Origin of the sequence: Haloarcula sp. R1-2, assembly GCF_011627385.1 — an archaeon.
Taxonomy (GTDB): Archaea; Halobacteriota; Halobacteria; order Halobacteriales; family Haloarculaceae; genus Haloarcula; species Haloarcula marismortui.
In genome coordinates, this window is sequence record NZ_JAANTG010000001.1 from 116,797 (window position 1) to 132,553 (window position 15,757).

Annotated in this window: 16 protein-coding genes and 1 tRNA gene; 6 read left to right on the plus strand and 11 right to left on the minus strand. The window is 61.7% G+C overall.

Translation table 11 applies throughout. The annotated features are described in order from the left end of the window. Window positions 1-2 precede the first annotated feature (2 nt). Complete coding sequence (locus G9C82_RS00605) at window positions 3-1,043, minus strand: nicotinate-nucleotide--dimethylbenzimidazole phosphoribosyltransferase (protein ID WP_127013097.1); 1,041 nt, start codon at window positions 1,041-1,043, stop codon at window positions 3-5. Between the two features lie 86 nt (window positions 1,044-1,129). Here G9C82_RS00605 and G9C82_RS00610 point away from each other — a divergent pair, with 86 nt between their 5' ends. After that, complete coding sequence (locus G9C82_RS00610) at window positions 1,130-1,354, plus strand: hypothetical protein (protein ID WP_049919159.1); 225 nt, start codon at window positions 1,130-1,132, stop codon at window positions 1,352-1,354. 377 nt (window positions 1,355-1,731) lie between these two features. Here G9C82_RS00610 and G9C82_RS00615 read toward each other — a convergent pair. Continuing rightward, window positions 1,732-1,833 (minus strand) — tRNA-OTHER (locus tag G9C82_RS00615). Between the two features lie 211 nt (window positions 1,834-2,044). Here G9C82_RS00615 and G9C82_RS00620 point away from each other — a divergent pair. Then, window positions 2,045-2,365 carry a cupin domain-containing protein gene (locus G9C82_RS00620; protein ID WP_007190157.1) on the plus strand — a complete coding sequence of 107 codons (321 nt, stop codon included), beginning with the start codon at window positions 2,045-2,047 and terminating at the stop codon, window positions 2,363-2,365. Between the two features lie 39 nt (window positions 2,366-2,404). Here the strand turns inward: G9C82_RS00620 and G9C82_RS00625 are convergent, their stop codons facing one another. Then, window positions 2,405-4,231, minus strand: a complete 1,827-nt coding sequence (locus G9C82_RS00625; RefSeq protein WP_007190158.1) for an FAD-binding protein — start codon at window positions 4,229-4,231, stop codon at window positions 2,405-2,407. 248 nt (window positions 4,232-4,479) lie between these two features. Between G9C82_RS00625 and G9C82_RS00630 the strand changes: the two genes are divergently transcribed. Next, on the plus strand, window positions 4,480-5,829 hold the full coding sequence (locus tag G9C82_RS00630) for a PAS domain-containing sensor histidine kinase (protein ID WP_007190159.1): 1,350 nt from the start codon (window positions 4,480-4,482) through the stop codon (window positions 5,827-5,829). A gap of 5 nt (window positions 5,830-5,834) precedes the next feature. After that, entirely contained in the window at window positions 5,835-6,041 is a 207-nt protein-coding gene (locus G9C82_RS00635; RefSeq protein ID WP_241244061.1) for a 2-dehydropantoate 2-reductase, read from the plus strand. Between the two features lie 207 nt (window positions 6,042-6,248). Here the strand turns inward: G9C82_RS00635 and G9C82_RS00640 are convergent, their stop codons facing one another. The 5 genes from G9C82_RS00640 to G9C82_RS00660 all read right to left on the minus strand — a co-directional run bounded on the left by G9C82_RS00640 (window position 6,249) and on the right by G9C82_RS00660 (window position 10,130). Further along, window positions 6,249-7,088 carry an ABC transporter permease gene (locus G9C82_RS00640; protein WP_007190160.1) on the minus strand — a complete coding sequence of 280 codons (840 nt, stop codon included), beginning with the start codon at window positions 7,086-7,088 and terminating at the stop codon, window positions 6,249-6,251. Window positions 7,089-7,332: 244 nt separating this feature from the next. Beyond that, window positions 7,333-8,220, minus strand: coding sequence for a succinate dehydrogenase/fumarate reductase iron-sulfur subunit (locus G9C82_RS00645; protein WP_011223441.1), 888 nt, complete (start codon window positions 8,218-8,220; stop codon window positions 7,333-7,335). Window positions 8,221-8,223: 3 nt separating this feature from the next. After that, a complete protein-coding gene (locus G9C82_RS00650; protein WP_004592521.1) occupies window positions 8,224-8,589 on the minus strand; it encodes a succinate dehydrogenase hydrophobic membrane anchor subunit in 366 nt (121 codons plus the stop codon). Beyond that, window positions 8,589-9,008 (minus strand): succinate dehydrogenase, cytochrome b556 subunit, encoded by a 420-nt coding sequence (sdhC, locus tag G9C82_RS00655; protein ID WP_004592522.1) that lies wholly within the window; start codon window positions 9,006-9,008, stop codon window positions 8,589-8,591. Before sdhC ends, G9C82_RS00650 begins: the two co-directional genes overlap by 1 nt. 99 nt (window positions 9,009-9,107) lie before the next feature. Then, on the minus strand, window positions 9,108-10,130 hold the full coding sequence (locus G9C82_RS00660; protein WP_127013098.1) for a succinylglutamate desuccinylase/aspartoacylase family protein: 1,023 nt from the start codon (window positions 10,128-10,130) through the stop codon (window positions 9,108-9,110). 114 nt (window positions 10,131-10,244) lie between these two features. On the opposite strand from G9C82_RS00660, the gene G9C82_RS00665 reads away from it, so the two are divergent. Continuing rightward, window positions 10,245-11,597 carry a RimK family alpha-L-glutamate ligase gene (locus G9C82_RS00665; protein WP_127013099.1) on the plus strand — a complete coding sequence of 451 codons (1,353 nt, stop codon included), beginning with the start codon at window positions 10,245-10,247 and terminating at the stop codon, window positions 11,595-11,597. A 30-nt stretch (window positions 11,598-11,627) separates the two neighbouring features. On the opposite strand, the gene G9C82_RS00670 is transcribed toward G9C82_RS00665, so the two are convergent. Both G9C82_RS00670 and cysE read right to left on the minus strand, forming a co-directional pair. Continuing rightward, window positions 11,628-12,239 carry a DNA-3-methyladenine glycosylase gene (locus tag G9C82_RS00670; protein ID WP_004961011.1) on the minus strand — a complete coding sequence of 204 codons (612 nt, stop codon included), beginning with the start codon at window positions 12,237-12,239 and terminating at the stop codon, window positions 11,628-11,630. 45 nt (window positions 12,240-12,284) lie between these two features. Then, entirely contained in the window at window positions 12,285-12,842 is a 558-nt protein-coding gene (cysE, locus tag G9C82_RS00675) for a serine O-acetyltransferase (RefSeq protein ID WP_007190163.1), read from the minus strand. Between the two features lie 410 nt (window positions 12,843-13,252). Between cysE and G9C82_RS00680 the strand changes: the two genes are divergently transcribed. Beyond that, complete coding sequence (locus G9C82_RS00680) at window positions 13,253-14,530, plus strand: RNA-guided endonuclease TnpB family protein (RefSeq protein ID WP_127013100.1); 1,278 nt, start codon at window positions 13,253-13,255, stop codon at window positions 14,528-14,530. A gap of 11 nt (window positions 14,531-14,541) precedes the next feature. Here G9C82_RS00680 and G9C82_RS00685 read toward each other — a convergent pair whose 3' ends face one another. Then, window positions 14,542-15,699: an acyl-CoA dehydrogenase family protein gene (locus G9C82_RS00685; RefSeq protein ID WP_011223436.1), complete on the minus strand. Its 1,158-nt coding sequence runs from the start codon at window positions 15,697-15,699 to the stop codon at window positions 14,542-14,544. Window positions 15,700-15,757: the final 58 nt, after the last annotated feature.

Genomic DNA, 15,757 nt, shown 5'->3' on the forward strand with positions numbered 1-15,757 from the left:
CTTCATGTCCTCTCCTCGGCCGTTGCTGTGGGCGCATCGCCAATCAGGTCGTCGTAGATGGCCGCAAAGCGGTCCCGAACCTCTGCCATCGGAATGCCGGCGCGGTCGGCCAGCGCCAGCGCGCCGCCCATCCCGACCCCCTCCTTGGCCTCGCCGGCGACGAACCGTTCCATCGCGACGTGGTCGCTCCGGTCGAAGCCGGGGTCCGTTACCGTCAGGTCGAGGTCGAGTCTGTCAACCGACGCCCGCACGTCGGCGCTCTCGTCGTCAGCCACGTAGCTTGTCGTCGCCAGTCCGAGCGGTCCCTCGTAGCCGCCGTGGCGGACCAGCGCAGCGACGGCGACGCACTGGCTGCCGCCGGCCAGCGTCACTGCGGTATCGCTCTCGACGGCCCCTGCGGTCAGCCCGGCGAGCGTTGCCAGAACGGGGTCACCCATCCGGCGGACCGCCCGTTTCGGTTCGTTTGCGGCGTCGCCCGGCTCCAGCGAACTTGCTTGCAGTCCCTCGGCGACCACCTCCGATTTCTGCGCTGTGGGGTTTTCGGGGAGCGACGAGGAGACCATCCCGTCCTCGCCCAGCGAACGGAGGACGCCGAGTGCCGTCGTCGTACCGCCGGGAATGGTTTCGCCCAGATACAGCTCGTCGGCCGGGAGCGACTGGCCGAACTGTCTGGCGGCCGCGAACGCCCCGTGGGCCGTCGACACCGGGTCCTGCTCTGCGATGTCTTTTCCCGGGCGTGCGCCAACTGAGACTGTTGGCGCCCCCGTTTTCTCGGCCAGTCCGCCATCGACAACTGTGACATCAAATCCAAGGACTTCTCGGGCGGCCCGTGTCACAAGTGCCGGCGTCGGACAGCCGCTCGGACTGACTGGTGTCACGTCCGTCCGAACTGGTGTGCCGTATGTCACTAATTCAGCGTCTGCGGCGGGCGTTACCGACATTAGTTCGGGATCGGCTCCGGCGGCGCTGATCCCCGCCCGACCTGCGGTTTCCGTGGTTCCTGCGACGAGTGCAAAGCGCGTGCCGCCACCGAGTGAACTCATTGTGGTTGTATTACCACAAGTCAACTTTAATACCTTGGTGCTGGGGCGGCGTATGATTTATGCCGTACGCCCGCGGTAGCCCGAACATGGACGATTTTGACGAACTCCGCTCGTCGCTAACGCCGCGCGAGGATAACGAGGCGATCGCTTCCTACCAGAACACGACGGCCGTGGCCTGTCCGTCCTGTGAAGAACCGTTCGACGATATGGTCGTCTGCAAGCAGGAGTTCACGTCCCTCAATCTTGATTTCGAGATGGATCTCTGTACAACGATCAACGACGGGAGCGTTGTATTGTTCACCCATAAGTAGCTAACTGAAACCGGGATACGGCGCCGCTATTTCTCCGAATATTCTCTGCACCAATGGCGTGGAATCCGGTACTGGCGAGCTATCGAAAAATCAGATATGATAACCATAGCGGTGACTTTTTATACAGCTCCCCGCATTGTTTCTAACAGGCACCATACCGGTGCCGCACCACCCCCACCCCCCACCCCCACATTCCTTACCTTTCCACTTCCTGTGAGGCGTCGGCTCCCACATCGACGCCTTGCACTACCTCACCGCCGACAGTCAATTCCAACTTTCAGCGGTACCGTAGTTCTTGGTTAGCGACCCATCAGATACGGCCGACTGAGGTGCTGCTGAGAAAACAGACTGCAGTCGCTATCAGCGAGACACAAAAATGGAAGGGGCGGGAGTCGAACCACGCGGAGCCCTTTGCGGGGTAACCACCAACCGATTCTGGCATGTTGGTTGGTAGCGCTCTACCACTGAGCCACCCTTCCAAGCTATCTATAATACGTTCCTGACAACCAAGTAAGTGATGATTCCGGGTGTTTCCGCACCCAAAACTCCTGATACTCTGCTGCGATTTAACCGGACGCTGGTCTGTGCCTTCCAGCGGCAACGCACAGGGTGTGAGTGGTATCGCCCCTGCGCTCTTTCTTTTCGGATTCACAACAACTTACTTTGTGCTGGCCAGCGACAGCAGTGGATGTGAGCTACACGAAAGTCAACTACACCGACGTGGAACCGGTCGCAGATGCGATGCACTTCCTCCGAGACCCGCTGGACTGTGAGCAGGTCGGCGTCACTGTACTGGACTGTGAGGCCGGCTGGACTGGCAAGCCACACGATCACGCCGACGAAGGCCATGAGGAGGTGTACATCCTCGTCGAGGGGACAGCCACCGTCGAGGTTGACGGCGAAAGCGTGTCTCTGGAAGCGGGCGACGCAATCAAGCTCCCGCCGGAGGCGGAACGGACAATCCACAACGGCGACACCGAGAGCACGTTCGTTCTCGTCGGCGCGCCCTGAAATTCGCAGAAACAGATATTGCAGCCGACGGTCAGGTCGTCAGTACGACCGGACCTTCGGTTCGTAGGTCTCTTCGTCGCCTTCGAGGATGACGGGCTTGTAGTACAGCTCTGGCTGTCCTTCGTTCCAGGCAAGCATCGTGTGCTTGATCCACTCCTCGTCCTTGCGTTCCTGGTGCTCAGCACGCCAGTGTGCGCCGCGGAACTCTTCGCGGGCAAGCGCGCCGAGCGTGATGGCCTCGGCCACGTCGAGGATGTTGCGAGTCTCGATGGTGTGGATAAGGTCCGTGTTGTAGGTCCGGGACGGGTCTTCGACGGCGACGTTCTCGTACTCCTTGCGCGCCGACCGGAGGTCCCGAAGGGCCTTCTCAAGGCCTTCTTCAGTCCGGAACACGTTGACGTTGTCAGTCATCGTCTCCTGTACGTCTGCGCGGACTTCGGCGTGGTTGATGCCGTCGGATTCGATGAGGTCCTCGATGCGCTGGCGTTCCTGCTCAACAGTGCTTTCGAGCACCGCTTTCGGTTCGATGGCGGCTCCGTCGGCGGCGACGTCGCCGCTGCTGGCGTCGATTGCGCCGGGGTCGACCGGCGGCTCCACGTCGCCGGGTTCGCTCTTGGCGGACGGGCCAGTCTGGATTTCGGCGGTCTTCATGTCCTTGCCGGCGGCGTGGTGGCCGGCCCGGGCACCGAACACGAGCAGTTCCGGCAGGGCGTTGCCCCCGAGCCGGTTCGCGCCGTGCAGCGAAACACACGCAGTTTCGCCGGCCGCGTAGAGGCCGTCGATGCACGTCTCGCCGTTCTCGTCGGTTTCGACGCCGCCCATGGCGTAGTGTTGGCCGGGCTTGACCGGCATCGGCTCGTCGAGGCCGTCGACGCCCTCGAAGTCCTCCGCGAGGTGGAGGATGTTCTCAAGGCGGTCGAGAATGCGCTCCTCGCCGAGGTGGCGCATGTCGAGGTCGACGTACTCGTCCTCGACGCCACGGCCCTCGTTGACCTCCGTCAGTTCAGCACGGGCGACCACGTCGCGGGAGGCCAGTTCCCCCTCGTTGTTGGCGTAGCCGTGCTCGAACATGAACCGCTCCTCGTTGTCGTTGTAGAGGATACCACCCTCACCGCGAACCCCCTCAGAAATGAGGACGCCCGTGGACGGCAGCGTCGTCGGGTGGAACTGGATCATCTCCATGTCCTCCATCGGGACGCCGGCGCGGTAGGCCATCGCACAGCCGTCGCCGGTGTTGGCGACGGCGTTCGTGGTGTGGTCGAAGGCCTGTCCCAGCCCACCGGTTGCGAGAATCACGCCGTTGTTGGCGCGGAAGCCCTGAATTTCGCCGGACTTGATGTCGTAGGCGACACAGCCGTGACAGACACGGTCCTCGGGGTCGTCGTGGTCGGTGACCGCGAGCTGGGTCACGTACCACTCGTCGTACACCTCGATGCCGCGCTTGACCGCCTGTTCGTACATCGTGTGCAGCAGGTGGTGACCGGTTTCGGCACCCGCGTACGTCGTCCGCGGATAGGAGAGGCCACCGAACGGTCGCTGAGAGACGCGGCCGTCGTCCTCACGCGAGAAGGGCATCCCCCAGTGTTCGAGCTGGATGACCTCTTCCGGAGCGTCCTTGGCGAAGGTGTCGATGGCAGGGGCGTCGCCGAGGTAGTCGGACCCCTTCATCGTGTCGTACGCGTGGAGGTCCCAGGAGTCCCCTTCCTGAAGGGCGGCGTTGATTCCACCCTCCGCGGCACCTGTGTGGCTCCGAACCGGATGGAGCTTGGTCACGAGGGCAACATCTGCACCCTCTTCGTTCGCTGCAATAGCCGCCCTGAGGCCAGCGCCACCCGCGCCGACCACGATGACATCGTGTTCGTACATTGTGAGAGTGTCTCTTGGCGTGGTTTCGGCTTAGGATTAGCCAAACTTAAGCCTCCCTGTTGCGTTACCGAGAGCTTCGTCACCGATGGGCCGCATTCCGCTTCTGCTATCGGGACGAACTATTAGACGAACTGAGTTTTGTTCCCTCCGATGGAATTATATCACGTGCTGTGAATACTTAGGAACCAACTACTGATATCGGACCCCACAGACAGTCCTACCACGGGCGTTGACCCGCTTCAAACCTGATGCCAGACCAGTACCTCACGTCAACTGACGATTTCGAAGCGGTGTTAGCTGAGGCACCCACGGTGCTGGCAGTTACTGACGAGGAATTGACAATACGGTTTGTAAGTCCAGCAATCGAACGCGTACTGGGGTACGATATGGAGTCGCTTGTCGGCACGAACTGGCTGGATCTCGTCCACCCAGCGGATACAGATCGTGTCCTCGCCACACTTACCGGCGAGCGTGAAGACGACGGGACTGAGTACCGGTTCCGGAACGCCGACGGTGACTGGGTCTGGCTCGAAACAACCGTCTCAGGGGACACCGAGACGGACCGCGATTGCCGGGTGTTCACCTCCCGCGATGTCAGCGACCGACCGCGCTTCGAAGCCCAGTTTCGCCAGTTCGTCACGCATACCTCCGACGTGCTCACTGTGTTCGACGAGCAGGGCAACGTTGAGTACATCAGTCCGTCCGTGGAACGCGTCCTCGGCTACAAGCAAGACGAGATGCAGGATTCGGACCTCTTTGGATACGTCCATCCGGACGACCTCCCGAACGCGCTCACCGAGTTCGGCCGGATGATAGACGAACCGGGGTACGTCGCCGTCATCGAGCACCGGTACCGCCACGCAGATGGCGACTGGATCTGGGCGGAGTCCCGCGGCCAGCAAGTCACGAACGGCCCGCTGGAAGACCACGTCGTCGTGACGACCCGCGATATCTCCGCACGGAAACAGCGCGAACAGGAACTCGAACGACAGAACCAGCGTCTTGAGCGATTCTCGGACGCGATTAGTCACGACCTACGGAACCCGCTGGACGTCCTTGACGGCTCGCTCGAACTCGCACGTGAGACAGGCGAAGAAGCACATTTCGAGCGTGCCGAGCGGAGCATCGACCGGATGTACACGCTCATCGATGACTTGCTCGTGCTCGCCAAACAGGGCGTTAATCCCGCGGAAATCGAGACAATCGACCTCAACGCCCTTTCACAGCGGGCCTGGTCGATGGTCGACACGCAGGATGCGACGCTTGAAACCGAGGCCGACGACAGCATCAAAGCCGACGAAGGTGCGATGCTGGAATTACTGGAGAACCTCTTTCGGAACGCTGTCGAACACGGTGGCGACGACGTAACCGTCACTGTCGGGACAGAATCGTGGGGATTCTACGTCACGGACGACGGGGCGGGCTTCCCCGACGGGACTGCAGACCTGTTCAAACCCGGCTATTCAACGGCCGATGACGGAACCGGGTTCGGGCTCTGTATCGTCGAACAGATCGTCGACGCACACAACTGGGAGGTCATCGCGACTGACAGCGAGAGCGGCGGTGCGCGATTCGAGTTCATTTGTCGGAACTCCTGACCGCTGTGGGGGCGCCTGCGCTTTGCCGCGACAGACTGCCCGCAGTCCCTTTGCTCCGGTCCGCTGTAAGCCTACAGAGTCTGAAACTCTGTGTCTTCGGCGTCGGCGGTATTGGCGGTCATCTAGGCGCTCGGCTGGCACACGCAGGCCACAAGGTCCACCTCATTGCGAGAGGCGACCACCTAGCTGCACTCCAAACTGATGGGCTGTAGGTCGAGAGTATCCACGGCGATATGGCGGTCGTCCTCCCGGCGACCGATGACCCGGCCGAGGCCGGGGTGATGCGCCGATGAACAAGGCCGTGACAGCGATTCTCGCGCCGGCGACGGCCAGACGGGAGTAACAGGCGAGCCCGACCACGACAGTACAGAGTGGAGAACGGACGCACCACGCCATCATCGTTGTCGGACTGTGCAACTTTACATTATATCCGCCGACTGGAACCGAATGTAGCCGAACCCGAGTGATAGAACGAGCCAGCCCCCAAGAATGGCGAATCCGGCCCACTTCGGAGGGTAGAATGAAGCCGATACTGGGTAGGACATTATTTCGTCGAACGTGGGGATTATCGCCCGTGCCGCGTAGCCGACTGCCGCAGTCGGGTTGAGAGCGTGGACGACAATCAGCCACGGAGGTGCACCGGAATCTGGGGGCGTGTAGCCGACAGTGATGACCTGCAGAATAGCTGTTACAACGTCCCACCCGAGCTGAAAGAGGATGTACAGTCCCCCCGCACCAATAACCGCCGTGTACTGAGACTTCAGTATCGACGAGAAGCCGATACCAATTGCGACATAGACCGCACCGTAGAAGACCGTCAAGATGGTGTAGAGCACGAATTTGACGGCCGCAAATGACTCGTAGGTGAACAGTGCGAAGACAGCGACGACAAAATAGCCGCCGAGGATAGCGATAGTCAAAACGGCACACCGGCCGATGAACTTCCCGAGAATAACGTCACGGCGCGAGTTCGGCAGGCCGAGCAGGAGCTTGATGCTCCCGCTGTCGCGCTCACCGGCGATAGCGGCATAGGAGATGCCTAACCCCAGCAGTGGGACAAAGAAACTCATCGGCTGACCCATACTGTTGAGCAGCGCCAGCGTGCTAGTCGGGACATCGCTCGCCGAAGCCGTCAGCGGGACGTGCTGAATCGCCGCCCAGAATCCGGCGACGAGGACGAACAACAGGGTGGTCGCGAGGAACGTTCCTGAGCGGATTGCGTCGTTGAAATCTTTCCTGATGACCGCAGGGAGGGACATTTGTTGAATAGTTGTCCAGAGTTGCCAATAAATCTTGATAGCTCCTGAACGCACTGTGGGCCTATGTCCCTATAGTGACTGTCTCAGGCTACTCTGGGTCACAGCGGGAGCAGCGCGGAAGCCCACGACTTTAGTCGTGGAGGAAGCGCGTACGCTTTTGAAACAACTGACCAATGACAGGTGGCGACAGACACAGCGTACCTGACAACTAGCGGCTTTCTGCAGAAGGAATGCTACCCTGAATTCACCAGAACTTCAGGTTGTTCTTGACCGCTTCCCGCTTGAGTTCTTGGATGTGCTCGGTCAGCGGGATATCCTTTGGACACACTTCGGTACAGGAGAACTGGGTCTGGCAGCGCCAGACGCCGTGTTCCTGCTCGATGATACGGAGGCGTTCCTGCTTGCGGTTCTCGCCCTCGCGCTCGTCCATCGCGAAGCGGTACGCCTTGTTGATAGCGGCGGGGCCGAGGTACTCGTTGTCGCCGGCGGCGATGTTACACGAGGACATACACGCGCCACACCAGATACACCGCGTGGACATCTTGACCTTCTCGCGGTTCTCCCGGGTCTGGCGCTGCTCTTCGAGCTTGTCGTCCGGGGTCTCGTCGGCATCGAAGTACGGTTCGACGGCCTCCATCTGGTCGTAGAAGTGCTCCATATCGACGACGAGGTCCTTCACGACCTCCTGATGGGGCAGCGGCTCGATGCGGACCGGGTCCTCAAGCTCGGAGATCTGCGTCTTGCAGCCGAGGCGCTGTCGTCCGTTGACGAACAGGGCGTCTGACCCACAGACGGCCTGTCGACAGGAGTGTCGGAAGGTCAGCGAGGAGTCGTAGTGGTCCCGTGCGTAGATGAGGGCATCGAGGATGGTCATGCCCTTGTGGAACGGAACGCGGAAGTCGTCGAAGCGTGGTTCCTGCTTCCCCTCGACTTCGGGGTCGTAGCGGAACACTTTCAGCGTGATCGTGTCGTCGTCGTCGAGCGTCTCCTCTTCGACTTCCCGCTGGGCCTGCTCCTGTGCCTGTCGTTCGTCTCGCTGTGCGCGCCGACGGTCGCCCGGTGATTCGACTTCGGGCTCTGTTTCCTCGTCGGCCTCCGTCTCGGTTTCCTGTTGTTCGATTTGCGTACTCATAGTTCAGACGAGGGTCGTCATGGCCAGCGACACGCGGGTCCCCTGCACGACGAGCAGGAGACCAGCGATGCCGAGCATGTATTTGACTGCGTTTTTCTGGGAACCGGTGAGTCCCTGATTGACCAGCGCGTTGTACACGCCGTTGACGCCGTGGAACGTCGCGGTCACGAGGAACAGCCACATCGTCGCAAAGTAGCTGACCTGGCTCATCCGAGCCTGCGTGCCAAGGAACGTGATATCCGAAGCGTGGTTCACGAAGTGCAACAGCATGAAGTGGAACGCGAGCACGCCGATGAGGAACACCGCCGTCAGGCGCTGGAACAGCCAGCGACGCCCGCCGCGGTCAAAGGAGGAGTAGTGCTGTGCCATCAGGCTAGTTTCCCCCCGAGGAACGTCGGCACGCTTGCGATGACGATTGCGCCGGTCAGCAGGAGCGACGCGTAGAAGCTCTTGTCCTGCGATTCCAGCCCCACGCCGAGATCAACCATCAGCAGTCGAATCCCGTTGAGGATGTGGAAGACGGCGACGGCCAGCAGGCCGACTTCAAGGAACCGGACGATCAGCAGCGATTCGAGGCCGCTGAGCGTGCTGGTGTAGAGGTCACTGCCTGCCTGCGCGCTCGCCGGATCGACGCCGACCGAAGTGCTCAGCACCGCGATGTGGGTGAACAGGTAGCCCACGAGAACCCAGCCGGTGAACTTGTGGAAGATCCAGGCCCACATCCCGGCCGTGAACTCCCGCCACCGTCCGAAGTCCTCGACGGTGCCGCGATTGTAAGACTGACTCATACACTGGGGGGTTAGTCCGGGGACAGATAGTAGTTTCTACAATGGACGCGTATCGCCGGAATCTCGTCCGAAGACGTTCGTCAATTGACTACTCTGCAGTTACCAATCGTCGTCGTCAGCCCGGCGGTTCCACTCGATAGCTCGCTGTGTCCGGTCATCAAGTCGGACCAGATGACAGAGAGGGTTGCCGGGATACACCAGTGGGTTCTCAAGGATGCCGACCAGCAGGCCGGTAAACGGCGCACGCATCAGTGTATTCTCCGTTTTGAACGGATTGGCGATCGTACAGATCACGTCGTCTTCGTACACCAGGTCACCGCGGTCGTAGTGCATATCCACCAGTCCGCCCGAGTCCGCACGGATCCAGGTTTTCTCGCCGCTGTCGTCGATGACTGTCCGCCAGCCCGGCCACCGGACGGTGTCGGAGTCCCGGAGACCAAACTCCGCAAGCACCGACCGCACACTCTCCAGCGCTGAGTCGATGAGCGGTCGCTGGAACCGATGGGCTTCGCCCATCTCTATCGTGATCGTCGGGACGCCCGAATCGCTCAGCTCCCGCCGGAGCGACCCCGACGGGCCGTCCGAGGAGATGATGACGTTCGACGAGAAGGCGTTTGCGACCCGCGCAACCTTCGGGTCGTCCATGTCCGCCCGGACGTGGAGCATATTCGTCCGCCCGCGCGTTGACGTGTGGAAGTCGAGGCCCACGTCACAGGGAGCCAGAAAGTTCCGGAAAATCTCGTGGGCCATCCGTTTCGCGCTCGTCGACTCGGGGTCGCCGGGGAACGAGCGGTTCAGGTCGCGGTCGTAGATCGGCAGGTACCGCTCCTGTGCCAGAAATGCAGGGACGTTCAGCACCGGCAGACAGATCAGCGTCCCCGCCAGCCCGTCGTGGTTCCATTCGTGGGCGACCTCTCGAACGACCTCGATGCCGTTGAGTTCGTCGCCGTGTGCCGCTGCAGTGAGAAACACGGTCGGACCGGGCCGCTTCCCGTTGACGATGGTAACCGGCATCCGGACGGCATCCCCCAGATACGTCTCGCTGACCGTGTAGCGAATGTTGCGGGTTTCGCCCGGCGCAACGATTCCCCCGTCGTAGGTGAACGGCTCGGCCTCGTCCATGCCATCACAACGAGAGGCGGCGGCTAAAACCCCTCCGGCAAGGCGGTCCCCCGGTAGAGTCGTCCCGTATTACATATCCGTACATCTATACTGCGGCCGGCAGAAGGCGACAGCATGAGCGACCAGGATATTACTGTCGGCGTTCTCAGCCTCCACTCCAGCAAGGAGTCGAAGGCCATCCTGAACGCAGTCGATGAGATGGGCTACGACACGGAGTGGCTTCGCGCCGAAAACACCGCGATAAGCGTTACCGACGGCGAAATGACGCTCGAGCCCGCCGTTGATGTGGTCGCAAATCGGCTGCTGCTCTCCAGCGACGAACACCCCGCGGAAGGGATCGGCCTCGGGATGACTATCAGCCGGCTCGCACCGACGTTGAACGAGCCGATGGCGGCGACGACGGCCCTCCACAAGTTCGCAAGCGCTGCCGCGCTGGCCGATGCCGGCGTTCCGGTCCCGGACGCCCTGCTCGCGCTATCGAGTGACCTGCTGAACGAGGAACGGGACCGCTTCGGTGATCGTGCGGTGTACAAGACGGCCATCGGCACCCACGGCGGCGGGACGTGGATGGTCGATCTGGAAAACCAGGTCAACGCACAGGTCGGTGGCCGCTACGCGTTCTTACAGGAGTACATGGAACACGACGAGCAGCGCCACCACGACCTTCGCGTGTACGTCGTCGGCGACCAGATCGTCGGGGCGATGAACCGCTATGCGCCCGAGGGCGAGTGGCGGACGAACGTCGCGCTCGGCGGCGAGGTCGAGGACATGACGGGTGAACTCCCCGAGCGAGTCAGGGAAATCGCGCTCGACTCGGTCGAGGCTATCGGGCTGGATTACGCCGGCGTCGACATCGTCCAGAGCGATGACGGCTACTACGTGCTCGAAGTGAACCCCACTGCCGGGTTCCGTGGCCTGTTCAAGGCCAGCGGCGTCAGCCCTGCCCCGTACATCGCTCAGCTCGCCATCGAGCGGGCCGGCGGGAGTGTCGATCATGAAACCGTCGAGCGACTCTCCGACCGGCTTGACGACTCCAAGCCTGCGTGTACGCCGAAGAAGCCACAGCCGAAAGCACAGGAGAACGTCGTCGTCGGCTATATCGAGGAGGTTGTCGTCACCGGAACGCAGGGGACCAAGTCCGTCCTCGCGAAGTCAGACACCGGCGCGACCCGGACCAGTATCGACGCCAAGCTCGCCGCGGAAATCGGAACGGGGCCGATTCTCGACATCGTGAAGATCAAATCAGGGAGCCTCAAGTCCGGTCGTTCGCGCCCGGTCGTCGACCTCGTCGTCGGCGTCGGCGGGACCCAGCACACCGTCACCGCCAGCGTCGAAGACCGCGGGCACATGGACTATCCGCTGTTGCTGGGTCGGGACATCCTCAAGCACTATCAGGTCGACGTGACCCGCCGTGCGGACGACGAGTCAGACGTGGAAACAGAGGAAGAAGAGCAGAGCGAAGAGTAGCGACGCGTTCGTACCAGCTTTCGAGCCGTCTCAGTCCTCGCGCACTTCTGCGACGCTTTCGGCGATATCCTCGCTGGCCCGCCACAGATACAGGCTCGCGTAGCTCCGATACGGCGACCACCGCTCGGCGTACTCGCGCATCTCCGCGCGGCTGTACCCGTCACCGACGACGGCCTCGAACCCCTTGCGGATGCCGAGGTCGCCGACTGGGAACACATCTTTTCGGCCGAACGCGAACAGGAGTTGCATATTTGCGGTCCAGTCGCCGACACCCGTAATGGCGGTCAGTTCCTCGTGGATCTCCTCGTCGGCGGCGTCCTCGAACGTTTCCAGCGAGTAGCCGTGTTCCAGAAACGCATCGGCGACCTCGTTGACGTAGCGGGTTTTCTGCCGCGAGAGCCCGGCGTCCCGGAGGAGGTCGTTGTCAGCGTCTTTGATGCCCGCCGGTGTCACGGTGACGGCGTCGAACAGTCGCTCCCGTGTCGCGGCGGCCGACGCCATCGACACTTGCTGGCGGAGAATCGAGACGACGAGCCGCTCGAAAAGGTCCGACGCCGGGTCGAGCGTGAGTTCGCCGTGTGTCTCGACCAGCGGCCCGATATCGGGGTCTGCGCGTAACACCTCATGTGGCGAGTCACTCATGGCTCTGTGATACTGACTCGACGGAAAAGAACGTATCTGTCGCCGTTAGCCGTCAGCGATGATAGGGTCCGGATTTGGTGAGGCGACACCGGCAGCGCCGACAGGCTCCGCCGGGTTGCCCACGACTGTCGTTTCCGGGGTCACGTCATCGACGACGACTGCGCCAGCGCCGACGGACGCGTTCTCTCCAACGGTGATCGGCCCCATTATCGAGGCATCAGCGCCGATGGTCGCGCCGTCCCTGACCGTCGGGTGGCGCTTTTCGCGGCGCATGGACGTGCCGCCGAGGGTGACACCGTGGTACAGGAGCACGTCGTCGCCGATTTCGGCCGTCTCCCCGATGACGATGCCCATCCCGTGGTCGATGAACACGCGCTCGCCGATCTCCGCGGCGGGGTGGATCTCGACGCCGGTCAGGAACCGCGCGACGTGGGAGATGAGTCTGGCGAGCAACGCTCGGTCGTTCGCCCAGAGCCAGTGGGCGACACGATAGGCCCAGATCGCGTGCAGGCCGGGGTACGTGAGCGCGACCTCCATCGCGCTGGTCGCCGCCGGGTCCTTTGTGAGTGCTGTACGAATATCCGCTTTCAGTCGGTCAAACATGGTGTGTAGTGTGGGTGGTGTCGTCTGTAGACGGGACGGCTGGCCGGGCCGAAGCACTGGACATTAGAATCGACAACAGCGACGGGAGAAGCGGTGACTGCCTGTGGTTCGAAGCGGGCGAGCAACGTGGCGTGAAGTTCGGTCGCCCATGATTACCACAACTACGACGCTCGATAGCTTAAAAAGCAGTGGTTCGACCAGCAATTAAAGAAAGCAGCGGGAGGTCCACAGGCCACTAAGCGGTGACCGAGGCAAAAATCATGCAGTTTCGAGGCGGAGCCTCCGGCCTCAAGGAGTGAGCGAAGCGAACGAGTAGGCCGGAGAGGAAGCCGACAACCCGGACACAGACCACGGACTGTTGCCGTCTGTTCTCCCCAACGCTGATAAAACACCGAGCACACGTCTGAGCCATGGAAGTGCGGCGCACTGTTTCAGTCAAACTCGACGTGGACAGCAACGACGCCGCACTTCTCCGCGAAACCGTCGATGAATTTCTGTGGGCCGCCAACTACGTCGTAGACCACGCATGGCAGGGCGAATACAAAACGACGAGCAAGGCCCAGTTGCAGGCAGAAACCTACGACGACGTGCGTGAGCAAACACGATTGCACGCGAATCTCGTCCAGAACGCTCGCAACAAGGCCGCCGACGCCGTACAGAGCGCCGTCGCCCGCTGGAAGCAGGGCGAGTACGCGGGAAAACCGCACTTCACGAGTCCGACCGTGGTGTACGACAAACGGTGCGCGACATTCCACGACGAGTACGTGTCGCTGGCGACCGTTGAGGGCCGTATCGAAGTCGAGTACCTCCTTCCCGCCGCCGACCGCGACACACCACACAGTCGGTATCTCGACAGCGACGACTACCAAGTGACGGGCGCAGAACTGCACCACAGAGACGGCCAGTGGTTCCTTCATCTCCGTACAAAGGCGGAGGTGGAGTCTGACACGCCGAAACAGGCGACGACCGGGCACAGGACAGTCCTCGGCGTTGACCTCGGCGTGAACCAACTCGCTGTTACTTCGACAGGGACGTTCTGGAGCGGCCACGAGTTCGACCACTGGAGGCGCGAGTACGAGGAGCGGCGTGGCTCGCTCCAGCAGTGTGGCACGCGGGCCGCTCACGAGAATATCCAGTCGGTCGGAGGGAAGGAAACGGGCCGGTTCAAACTGATGCTCCACCGGATTGCCAACGGTATCATCGAAGAAGCCGCCGAGAACGGGTGTACGATCATCGCCTTCGAGGAGTTGAGCGGCATCCGTGACCGACTCCCCGAAGCGTCGTGGGGCCACAAGTGGGCGTTCGAGCGGTTGTACGAGTACGTGAAATACAAATCCGAGTTGCACGGCATTGATGTGGCAGTGGTAGACCCGGAAAACACGTCACGTCGTTGCTCACACTGCGGGTTCACCCACCCGGACAACCGCGACAGCGAGGCGTTCGTGTGCCTGAAATGCGGCTACGAGAACCACGCCGACTACAATGCGGCAAAAAACATCGGTTTGCGGTATCTCCGTCGTAACCAAACTGGGGACGGTGGAGGCGCACCCGTAGGCGTGCGCTTGAATCGCGGGACGTTGAACGCGAACGGAGAGTATGAGACTCCTGCCGGAGATTCCGGCCAGAGCGGGAGTCCACGCGAAAGCCCCACCCTCAACGAAGCGAGGTCGTCAGACCGAGCGAAGTAGGGTGGGGTAGTTTACGTCATGCCCTTCCCGAGCAGTTCTCGGGCGATGATGTTCTTCTGGATCTCGGTCGTCCCCTCGTAGATCTGGGTGATCTTGGCGTCGCGGTAGAACCGCTCGACGTCGAAGTCGTTGACGTAGCCAGCGCCGCCGTGGATCTGGACGGCCTCGTCGGCTGTTTCGACGGCGACGCGGGAGGCCTTTTCTTTGGCCATTGAGGCCAGCTGGGTGAGCTTGTCGGCGTCGTTGTCGACGCTCCAGGCGGACTTGTGAGTTAGCTGGCGTGCCGCCTCGATTTCGGTGAACATCTCGGCGAGTTTGTGCTGGGTGGCCTGGAACTCTGAGATGGACTGGCCGAACTGCTCGCGGTCTTGGGCGTACTCCAGCGCGCGCTCGGCGGCCCCGCGAGCGATACCGACGCCCTGTGCGGCCACGCCGGTCCGGGTCTCGTCGAAGAACTGCATTATCTGGAGGAAGCCGGCCCCGCGCGTTCCCACAAGGTTGTCTTCGGGGACGCGCACATCGTTGAGAATGAGTTCTGCGGTATCCGACGCACGGATACCCAGTTTCCCCGTAATCTTCTCGGCTTCGAACCCGTCGCGGTCGGACTCAATGAGAATCTGCGAGAAGCCGTTGTACCGCCCCTCCGCGTCCGGGTCAGTCTCACAGAGCACGACGAAGTAGTCGCCGACCGAGCCGTTAGTGATCCACATCTTGTTGCCGTTGATGACCCACTCGTCGCCGTCCTTTCGCGCCTGCGTCGACACCGACGACACGTCCGAGCCGGTGTCGGGTTCGGAGATGGCCGCGCCCATGATGGCGTCGCCCGTGGCAACGGGCTCCAAGTACTCCTCCTTCTGGGCCTCTGAGCCAAACCCGATGAGGGCGTCAGCACCGAACGCGGCCGACTGGATGCTCAGACCGATACCGGGATCGGCCGCGAACAGTTCCTCGGCGATGATGGCGTTCGTCAGCGTATCGTAGCCTGCGCCACCATACTCCATCGGGATGTTCGCCCCGGTTAGCCCCATCTCAGCGGCCTTTTCGACGATTTCTCGTGGGAACTTCTCTTCAGTGTCGTACTCGGTCGCGACGGGTTTGATTTCGTTTTCCGCGAACCGGGCTATCTCGTCCTGTATCTGTCGCTGCTCTTCTGTCAGTCCGAAGTCCATATGTGGTGTGTTGACGTGATATGCATTAATGGTTTGTAATCCGAAATAAACTGGAGAG

Bases quoted from the DNA above. Each gene is read 5' to 3' on its own strand.
- G9C82_RS00605 (WP_127013097.1), bottom strand. From the start codon at position 1,043: ATGAGTTCACTCGGTGGCGGCACGCGCTTTGCACTCGTCGCAGGAACC.
- G9C82_RS00610 (WP_049919159.1), top strand. From the start codon at position 1,130: ATGGACGATTTTGACGAACTCCGCTCGTCGCTAACGCCGCGCGAGGAT.
- G9C82_RS00625 (WP_007190158.1), bottom strand. From the start codon at position 4,231: ATGTACGAACACGATGTCATCGTGGTCGGCGCGGGTGGCGCTGGCCTC.
- G9C82_RS00630 (WP_007190159.1), top strand. From the start codon at position 4,480: ATGCCAGACCAGTACCTCACGTCAACTGACGATTTCGAAGCGGTGTTA.
- G9C82_RS00640 (WP_007190160.1), bottom strand. From the start codon at position 7,088: ATGTCCCTCCCTGCGGTCATCAGGAAAGATTTCAACGACGCAATCCGC.
- G9C82_RS00645 (WP_011223441.1), bottom strand. From the start codon at position 8,220: ATGAGTACGCAAATCGAACAACAGGAAACCGAGACGGAGGCCGACGAG.
- G9C82_RS00650 (WP_004592521.1), bottom strand. From the start codon at position 8,589: ATGGCACAGCACTACTCCTCCTTTGACCGCGGCGGGCGTCGCTGGCTG.
- sdhC (WP_004592522.1), bottom strand. From the start codon at position 9,008: ATGAGTCAGTCTTACAATCGCGGCACCGTCGAGGACTTCGGACGGTGG.
- G9C82_RS00660 (WP_127013098.1), bottom strand. From the start codon at position 10,130: ATGGACGAGGCCGAGCCGTTCACCTACGACGGGGGAATCGTTGCGCCG.
- G9C82_RS00665 (WP_127013099.1), top strand. From the start codon at position 10,245: ATGAGCGACCAGGATATTACTGTCGGCGTTCTCAGCCTCCACTCCAGC.
- G9C82_RS00670 (WP_004961011.1), bottom strand. From the start codon at position 12,239: ATGAGTGACTCGCCACATGAGGTGTTACGCGCAGACCCCGATATCGGG.
- cysE (WP_007190163.1), bottom strand. From the start codon at position 12,842: ATGTTTGACCGACTGAAAGCGGATATTCGTACAGCACTCACAAAGGAC.
- G9C82_RS00680 (WP_127013100.1), top strand. From the start codon at position 13,253: ATGGAAGTGCGGCGCACTGTTTCAGTCAAACTCGACGTGGACAGCAAC.
- G9C82_RS00685 (WP_011223436.1), bottom strand. From the start codon at position 15,699: ATGGACTTCGGACTGACAGAAGAGCAGCGACAGATACAGGACGAGATA.